Genomic DNA, 9,045 nt, shown 5'->3' with positions numbered 1-9,045 from the left:
TCTGCTCGGTCTGTAAAATTGGCGGTTATATTTTTATTCCTTTCGCTGGTTATTATTTACTTGGAGATTTTTTTTATGAACTTATTGATGAAGTTTTTTATTGAGGAAGTTCTTTAATATAAAAATGAAAAAACTTATATGTATATGTATATGTATATGTATATGTATATGCTCGTCGTTTGGCTGTAATAGAACGGCTGACAACGTCAGTCCTGCACCACAGTCCTTAAATGCTTCCGCTCCTGTACCACAGTCCTCAAATGCTCCCGCTTCTGAATTACAGCCGACACCAGCTCCAACAGTACAATCTAATCTTGACATAGCCCTTTTTGATGAATTTTGTGGTAAGGGAAATGGCGTTCCGTATTATTGTCATTCTTCGTTATCTTTGGTTGTAAATGTGATTTTAGCTTATTTTTCTGTATATGGTGGAAACCTCAGTAAGTTTTTTGGGATATTAAAAATGGTTTCCGCTTTTAGTTTTCCTGTACATGTGGCTCTTACAAATCCCTCTTTCTTGTCTAAGTCAAAATTAAGTTTAACCGCTTTAGCTGCAGATACATTTATATCGGTATGTAATCTTATAGTAAAAGACCCTCTGTTTAATGGTCATTTTGTTTTTTTGCAGCCTATTCTTGAGATTGTCCGATATTTTAGGTACCCTCATATTTATTCTATTTATTCTATCAAATGAAAAAAATAATATCTGTATGCTTATGTATATGCCTGATGTCTGGCTGTGATAAGTCGCTTAGTCATGGAAGACCTGCGAATGCTGTTGCTGAGGATAAAGGAAGCGAAGGCGTTCCGACGCAGTCGCTGACGTCAGATACTCCAAATGCTTCCGCTTCTGAACCTTCAAACACTCCTATTCCAATACCTGAGCCGAGTAAGTCTGCTCTGCCGTCTGATACTACTGATACAGGTAGCTCAGTTGGGAAATATGTCGGTTATGCTGTTGCTTTCATTCTGTCCATTATTGTCGTATGTTATGGCGGTTATAAGTTGCTTTATAGATTTGCAGACCCTAAACCTATCTTTATAAATAAATTGGATACTCTTGAAGAAAAAGATATAACAGAAGGTTATAAAGAATGTTATTTTTCGGGGAATTTTGGTTTGCATTGTTCTTATTTTTTTGATAGAGCGACATTTGAATATATTGACGAAATACCTGTTTATGCAACAGTTCATCGTTTTGTTCCTGAATGTGAATGTGAAGTTGAAATTGGCCTGTACTTTTATAAACCTAATCCGTCAAAGCTGAAACCTCTGTTGAGGAAGATATTCGGAATTAAACTACCTGAAGATTAGGAGCCTAGAATGCCCGAAAACGTTGAGAGCATTACGGAAGACATTTTAAAAGTGTAATATAAAAATGAAAAAAATAATATCTGTATGCTTATGTATATGCCTGATGTCTGGCTGTGATAAGTCGCTTAGGCATGGAAGACCTGTGAATGCTGTTGCTGAGGATAAAGGAAGCGAAGGCGTTCCAACGCATTCGCTGACGTCAGATGCTTCAAATGCTTCCGCTCTTGCACCTTCAAACACTCCCGCACCAACACCTGAGCCGAGTAAGTCTGCTCTGCCTGCGTCTGGTAATGTTGATACAGGTAGCTCAGTTTGGAAGATTTTTGCTTTCATTCTGTCCGTTATTGCTGTGTGTGGCGGTTATAAGTTGCTTTATAGATTTGCAGATATTAAGTCTATTTCTTTAGATGAAATTCAGCTTGTTAAAGATATGCCTGAAGGTTATAAAGAATGTGTTTTTTTTAATGGTCATTTTTTTGATTGGGATATAAATGAATTTGTTGAAGAAATTCCTGTTGGTGTAGAAGAAGGAACTTCTGTATTTATTTTAACTACTTACTATTATAAACCCAATTCGTTAATGCTGAAACTTCTGAAAACTTTGTTAAGAAAGATATTCAGAATTGAAATACCGAAGCCCCCTTATAATTATGATACGTAGGAGTCTAGAATGCCCGAAAACGTTGAGAGCGTTACAGAAGACATTTTAAAGGAAACACGCAACATCTACATTTCCGCACAGTCGTTAATAAGGCGGTTATGCGATAGGTTTGACGAGCCTCCCAGCGACCTGATTGGATATGTGCGAAGACATAATAAGTTCAGTTTACAGGACAAACAACAAGTCACCCGACGACTTGGCTACGCCGATAAAAAATGTAATGATATAAGTCAGCGCGTAACAAAGATACGAGCGTACGCAGATGTCGCACTGCACAGAGATGTTTTGTTGTAGATACAAAAGAAGAGCGGAGCAAGATAATGGTGTCTTGCTCCGCTATGCATTAAAGCATTTGGAATTAACAGAATGGGAACTCGGACTATAATATCACAAGCCCCTACCCTATTCATTATTGTAGCAAAAAAGGAAAAGATTAAGCATGAATTCAGAAGATGAAGAAAAACATATTACAGACAAGTCGAAGAAGCTTTTAAAAGATATGTACGCAAGGTTATGGGAAAAGAAGCTTATCTCACCGCAAACGGCTGTAGTTGGGTTGAGAGACGCAATAAACGCGACGGAATCGGTTGAGGAAAAGAACACTGACTTAATACCACATGAGGCAAAGAAAATTATAACTAAAATGACAGCTGGGATATTAATCACCAAAGAAATTAAATCCAGCGAGACTAGCCAGAAGATAAAGAATACTTTAAAAAAATACTAGCAAAACTTTCTAACGATGAACTTGAAGCGGTACTCGAGAATGCAATTCAAGCGCGGTCTGGGGAATCCTTTCATATCTTCACGGGAAAAAGCAAATAGAAGACAACGGACTAAGTGTGACAGACCAAAAAATACGCTTCAAGCCTGACAATGATAATCGTCAATTATGGCTTAACTTTAGCGGGGAAAAAAGCGAATATAAAATTACAAAAACAGGTACAAAAACAGGGATAACCACCACAACCTTTGACAAAAATAAAAATGAAATTAAACAAATAGAATTCTCCACATTAACGGACGACATGCGACCTTTTATCCATGCCATAAGTAAGCTACAAAAAGATAAGAACGCTGAAACAGACGTGAGAATGGACATCGATGTCAAAGAATATCAAAAGCTGCGTGGTCTAAGTCCAAAATCTTATAACAAAACAAAAAAACAAATACTTAAAAAAGTATCCTTACTTTTGAATGCTTGGGTTACAGTGCAAGTTAATATTACTGAAGGCGACAAAACAATAAAAAAAGTATAGATATACGTTTGATAGTCGCGAAAGATACAAGTTTCAACAACGGGAAATTATCCTTGTGGTTTACTCCTGATGCAGCCAAATACCTAACAGAATGCCACAATGCACGTACCTCCGTATTATTACACTACAAAATCAATTGTTGAGTCCCAACTTATATATTATATTCAAAACATACAAAACACAAAAAAATATCACAAAGAAAATAAGCAAAATCCAAACGAGTTTCTCACTATCACGAAAATCCTGCTGAAAAATACCAATTTGCCAAGTTATGAGAAAGTGATGAAGTTACCAACTTAATGCCCTCGCAGACAAATCAGTGGTTCAACGCAGGTTGTTCCCTCGAGAAAAATGCTCTAATATATTTAATGTATTTCAATATGTTTTACAATACACAAAAATTAAGAAAGAGTAAGAATGAGAAATGAAAAAGATCTTCGCGTTGCTATTAGCAATATGTCTGTTTGCAGGTTGTGAAAGGAAGATAACGGTAGTCCGCGAATCTATGAAGAAGGAATATATATAGCGCAGGATATTTTCAAACTGTATTTCGGCGATGCCTTTTTAGACCACATAGTATTAACTCCGATAGCCTTTTTTGGCGCAACCATCGCTTTTTTTGTACAATATTTCTAAGCCGCATTGGCTTGTTCTTTTGTAAATGTTGGAAAGAGTTAGAGAAAAAATAAAAAAGTAAAAGAAAGCTGTTTTAATAATGGTAGCGGAAAGAGAGAAATCTCAATGTTGTACTTTCTCCGAATACGGAGGAAGATGAATCTATAGAACTAAGCAATCTCTCTTCTCGAGATAACGAGGAGCCGAAAGAAGAGAAAAACGCGAGGAAGAAGACGCTCTATTTTTCCTAAGGGCAGACGTTACGATAAATTTGTAAACAAAGGTTTAACGCGAGCAGCGCCGCAGGCGAAACTATAGAAAAACTTGCGGTATACTTAGATTCGCATCCAAAATAAGTGATATGTTATATGAAAAAGATTATCTGCATTATTCTTACTGTTTTTAATTGCAGATTGTAATAAGCCTGTGATAGGGAAGGACTAAATTGCTAAAGATGCCGCAAGAAATGAAAAACAAATGTAAGAGACGCGTCGCGAAGACCATTACAGGTGCGCAAGAAAGTGGCAATACAAATAAGCTTAAGAGTACTACAGAGAGATGGAAAAAGCTAGAAGGACAATAGTACTTGAGCGCGTCTAGACGGAAACTGAAAAGACGCTCAAGCTTTCAATGACTAAGAGTATAGCAGGCGAAAAATTGCCATATACGTTAAATTATAAAAAGTATAACAGTCTTAATTTAAGGATATAGATAATGCGTTTGTTGAGTAGGATAATTCTGGTTTGTTTAATAAGTTTTCTGTTCATTTCTTGCCAGTCGCATGTTCATAATAATGGAGCCGAATACATAGAACCTGCTTCTAATAATAATGGAGCCGAATACATAGAACCTGCTTCTAATAATAATGGCGCTGAATACATAGGGTCTGCCCCTGTTAAATTTCGTTGCGGACTGCCTAGCTGTGGCTATGTATTTGGTGCTTCTTTTGAAGGTAGTATCGGTAGTACCAATATCGGAGCCTTAGTTTTAACTATCAAAAATATCAAAAACTTGATTTCAACCAGTGGTTTTAGTGGCCTTGTTGACAAATTTCCCTCTCCCCCTGTTTTCTTGGCATTCCTTGCTAATTATGGTTTTAGTGTCCTTGCCGACACCTTTGCCTCCCCTTTTTTCTTGGTTTCATTCTTTGCTAATGGTGGTTTTAGTGAACTAGTTACTTCAACTATTCCAACAGCTATTTCAGCTTCAGCAATTGCGCTTTTGCTTACTGCGTATCATTGGTGTTATATGAAAGTATGGCGTGATGAAACAAAGTGCCAAGCTCAAAAATGACCTTATTAACCAAGTTATCGCCAATATAAGCGTTTTTTAGGAGAAAGAAACCAAGCGGTGAATGAAAATAGAATTCTTTAAGGCAAACTTGATACAGTAAATCAAGAGAAAACTACCGCAGAGATTCAAGCTTAGAACTTGGGTCATCACAGAATAGCAATCTTCAAACCCCGCTTTCCACAGCCAGCCGAGGGAAAAAGGACGCAGAGGCTCAAGTTTAGAGTTTGATTTAGGAGAATACTAATCTTCAAACTAATTTTAACCAAAAGTCGCTCAAGAGAGAGATATTACATTGCAGAACTCCAAATCGCCGCAGGACGATAAGCCTGTGGCTGAAATCCAGACTCTGAATTAGCAAGTTGCCAGCCTTTTAAACCAGCTTAATCAAATTAAAGCTGTTGCAGAGAATCGATCTCACGATTTGAATCGGCGGAATAAGCATTCTTCAAAGCGGACTTCACAAAGCCAATAAAGCAAATAACCAGCTCCAAATCAGTCTCAACCAAGTTACTCAGTAGAATGCCAAGCTTCAACAAGACTATTACAAAGTTCCCTGCCTGTTTGGATGAGGAGAAATCGGAGCAGAATGATAATATTCAAAGTGGAGAGCGGTTAAAACGTCTTTTAAACGAAAAAACTGTTGAATTACAGAACCTAGAGCGAGAATATGAGAATTTAAGCTTCTTCGGACTCGATATAACAGCCTTCAAAGTAAACTTGAAATCAACGCTCGCGAAGTTCGCATAAGAACATTTGCGCAACAGATAAGGTCTTATAAAGAGATACTCATGAAACAACAGACTGCGATATCTCTTATTACGTTATTTGACTGTAAGCAAAACGACAGTTTCCTATTCTAAACAGATAATTGATTGAGTTATTGGAAATGAACAGGGGCAGATATTGCTGCCGGAGAATATTGTCTTACAGCGGATAAATTTCTAGAAAATCTGCGAAAAGCGGCAGACGAGTATCGGAAGATTTCTAATGAGGTCGACGAACTGCAGCTTGTGGACTTATTTAGATTTTGGCGTTCTGACTGTGGAGTTTGGTAAGATAGCAGAGATAGATGGCATTCAGCAGATGACATATGAGAAGGTTAAGTCATTCGCAGAAAGTTTTATAGGCGATATTAGAATGTTAGCTAAAAGCTGTGACCCAGCTGTTTAATCAAGGTCTTTTGCGCTCCCGAATTCGCAGAGTCCCAGTTTTAAGTCGAATATAAATACTTCTTTCTGGTAAAATTCCTTTTTTTGATTTTCCGTCCAATCTTAAGCTGGACACAGATATTCCGTCTAGAGGTTTCCAAGTGTCCCGCGAGTTTTTAGAAAAACTTAATCCTAATCCGCACCCACGCCCGCGCTTTAAACCGCTGGAGCTTGTTTATGTTGAATCATCAAATAAGCAAGAATAAATAGCCGGGACTATGATTGTGTTCTCATGTTTGATTATTGTTATACTGATAGAAACGTGATTAAATACGTTAAAAAGTGAAAACGAAGCGACCGCAGATATACAGTAAATATAAAGTTACAGCGTAGAATCTTAAGCAGCCACATGGAAAGTATTGCTTAACACTCTTTGTATGCATTTTTATTGTATGATAAAAAAGAAAATATACAAAATAAATGCTGCCGCCGGTTACTTAGCTGGCTGCGCTGTTAGTCTTATGCGCTGCTAAAATAGATAGTTGTAAGGCTAATAACTCATACTTGCGCGCGAAATGCGGCATAGCGGATATCAAAGCGAACGAAATAAACGTATCAAAGCTGCTGGCAAATGAAGCGGTAGGAGCGGCGGCTGAATTCTCTCAAGGAGACACAAAAAAGGACTCATGAGAACAGCTGCTCTTCGTAAAATTTCGTAAAATAACGTACGAAACAAAAAACCGAAGCGGAATTAAAGAAGCAATATCCGCAGTTTGCGCGGCTAGAAGATAAATTAACATATCTTTTTATAAACAACAGGGCGCTTTATGGCGCTGCAGGCAATCTTATGCAACAACTTGTCAAAACTTTTTACAAACTCAGCGAAAAATCTTACAGTTTTATTCCGCCGTCTTAGACCTTATAGATACGATAGCAAGTGGCGCAACGGGCAGAGTTATTGGCGACGGCTGTTTGATTGTGAGGGATTACGATAAGCTTAGGTCTAAAACTTGTTCGTTTGACGTCCCAGTCTGCAAATCCTTTAGCTCCGCCTTAGTCGAGCTTGAAAAAAATCAACGAGAACAGTTCAAAACGGCCAGCGGTAGAAATAAGTGCGTTATTTCTTGAGGATATAAAAACTGTCGTAAATAAACAGGACTGTTGAATGGAAGTCAGCGGAGCCTCTGGCGTCAAAAACATGGCTGTATAAGCGTTTTTAAAAGTTTGGTATTGCCGCCGCGAAAATATATTTTAGTCGCTGGCGGTTATTGGAATTCAGATTCGTTATGGCTGTGCGGGAAATTGAAGATTATTTTTGTTTGCAAATTTGATTTTAAATTGAAAAATTGGTCTTAAAGATTGTCTTTTTTTATTGTCAATATGTTAATAATATTGTAAAATTTTACGTGTGTAAAGGACTATTTGATGTTGACAAAAGTTGCTATAGTGGGCAGACCAAATGTAGGCAAGTCCGCTCTTTTTAACAGACTTATAGGCAGAAAAAAGGCTATAGTTCATAAAGCGCCCGGCACGACAAGAGACAGAAATGATTGCGAGATTCTCTGGAAAGATAAAAAATTTATCGTTACGGATACCGCAGGCTGGAGCGCGGATATTTCAGTATTCTCAAGAGATATGTCGCGTCAGCTTGATGTTGCTATTAAAGAATCTGATATCGTGTTGTTTGTTGTCGATGGAAAGACGGGTGTTCATCCGATGGACGGCGAAATTGCGCATCAGATAAGGCTTAGTCGTAAAAAACCAATTCTCGTTGCAAACAAAATAGACACGCAGGCGGAGGAAGTCAGGGGATATGAATTTTATAAACTAGGTTTTGGCGATGTTGTTTTTGTATCTGCAAGCCACGGAAGAAGCACGCACGATTTGCTGGATAAAATCTGGGAAAATATCAAATATGACAGAAAAGTAAGGGAACCGCGAGAAATATTAAAAATTATTCTTGCGGGGAAGCCGAATGTGGGGAAATCTTCTTTTGTTAACGCCGTCGCTAAAGAAGAAAGAAGTATTGTCTGCGATGTTCCAGGAACCACAAGAGATTCTTTTACCGTACGCGTTCAAAGTAACGGCAAAGAGTACGTTTTAACAGATACCGCCGGACTTCACAGAGGCAGCAAGACGAAAGATGATATGGAATATCTTTCAACTTTAAGCGCGGATTATGCCGTTGAAGATGCCGATGTCGCCGTTTTGATTGCAGACGCTTCGCAAGGTATAGGCGAAACTGAAGTTAAAATTGCAAGGCTTCTGCTTGAAAAAAGGAAACCGGTTATTGTAGCCGTAAATAAATGGGATTTGATAGAAGAAAAAGAAGAAGCCGCAAAATATTTTACCGAACAGTTAAGAGAGAGAATGAAATTTATGAACTGGGCGGATATTATTTTTATATCTGCCAAAACAGGGCAGAGATTAGACAGAATATTTCAGGAAGCGGAGCTTGTCTTTAAACAGTATTCAAAAGAGTTGACGAAAGAGGAACTTAACGGAGTTATAAGAGACGCTCTTGCGGAAAAACCTTATGCGAGTAAAGGAAAAGCTTTAAAGCTTAAAGAATATGCGCAGGTGGCTTCAAAGCCGCCGGTATTCATTTTTTCGGTTAACGATATAGAGCTTGTGCATTTTTCTTACAAAAGGTTTCTTGAAAACCGTTTAAGGGCAAGATTTGGTTTTTACGGCACTCCGATAATTTTAAAATTCAGAAAATATTACAAGAAAGCGGCGGAACAATAAAAAATAA

The 9,045-nt window shown here is 37.9% G+C and carries 9 protein-coding genes; all 9 read left to right on the top strand.

The annotated features are described in order from the left end of the window. Window positions 1–124 precede the first annotated feature (124 nt). The 9 genes from LE179_RS03015 to der all read left to right on the top strand — a co-directional run bounded on the left by LE179_RS03015 (window position 125) and on the right by der (window position 9,038). On the top strand, window positions 125–694 hold the full coding sequence (locus LE179_RS03015) for a hypothetical protein (protein ID WP_374128889.1): 570 nt from the start codon (window positions 125–127) through the stop codon (window positions 692–694). Next, window positions 691–1,314 carry a hypothetical protein gene (locus tag LE179_RS03010; RefSeq protein ID WP_374128888.1) on the top strand — a complete coding sequence of 208 codons (624 nt, stop codon included), beginning with the start codon at window positions 691–693 and terminating at the stop codon, window positions 1,312–1,314. The genes LE179_RS03015 and LE179_RS03010 overlap by 4 nt, the downstream gene beginning before the upstream one ends. A gap of 64 nt (window positions 1,315–1,378) precedes the next feature. Further along, window positions 1,379–1,975: a hypothetical protein gene (locus LE179_RS03005; protein ID WP_374128887.1), complete on the top strand. Its 597-nt coding sequence runs from the start codon at window positions 1,379–1,381 to the stop codon at window positions 1,973–1,975. Window positions 1,976–1,984: 9 nt separating this feature from the next. After that, window positions 1,985–2,269 (top strand): hypothetical protein, encoded by a 285-nt coding sequence (locus LE179_RS03000; protein WP_374128886.1) that lies wholly within the window; start codon window positions 1,985–1,987, stop codon window positions 2,267–2,269. A 145-nt stretch (window positions 2,270–2,414) separates the two neighbouring features. Further along, window positions 2,415–2,702, top strand: a complete 288-nt coding sequence (locus LE179_RS02995; protein ID WP_374128885.1) for a hypothetical protein — start codon at window positions 2,415–2,417, stop codon at window positions 2,700–2,702. A gap of 115 nt (window positions 2,703–2,817) precedes the next feature. Next, window positions 2,818–3,234: a hypothetical protein gene (locus LE179_RS02990; RefSeq protein ID WP_374128884.1), complete on the top strand. Its 417-nt coding sequence runs from the start codon at window positions 2,818–2,820 to the stop codon at window positions 3,232–3,234. Between the two features lie 1,329 nt (window positions 3,235–4,563). Then, window positions 4,564–5,142 carry a hypothetical protein gene (locus LE179_RS02985; RefSeq protein ID WP_374128883.1) on the top strand — a complete coding sequence of 193 codons (579 nt, stop codon included), beginning with the start codon at window positions 4,564–4,566 and terminating at the stop codon, window positions 5,140–5,142. Window positions 5,143–6,129: 987 nt separating this feature from the next. Continuing rightward, complete coding sequence (locus LE179_RS02980) at window positions 6,130–6,312, top strand: hypothetical protein (protein ID WP_374128882.1); 183 nt, start codon at window positions 6,130–6,132, stop codon at window positions 6,310–6,312. Window positions 6,313–7,715: 1,403 nt separating this feature from the next. Beyond that, window positions 7,716–9,038, top strand: a complete 1,323-nt coding sequence (gene der, locus LE179_RS02975) for a ribosome biogenesis GTPase Der (protein ID WP_374128881.1) — start codon at window positions 7,716–7,718, stop codon at window positions 9,036–9,038. The last annotated feature ends 7 nt before the right edge of the window (window positions 9,039–9,045 follow it).

The organism is Candidatus Endomicrobiellum agilis (assembly GCF_020328115.1).
Taxonomy (GTDB): domain Bacteria; phylum Elusimicrobiota; class Endomicrobiia; order Endomicrobiales; family Endomicrobiaceae; genus Endomicrobiellum; species Endomicrobiellum agilis.
Note: the sequence above shows the minus strand (reverse complement) of the source record. Positions and strands in the feature narration are given on the sequence as shown.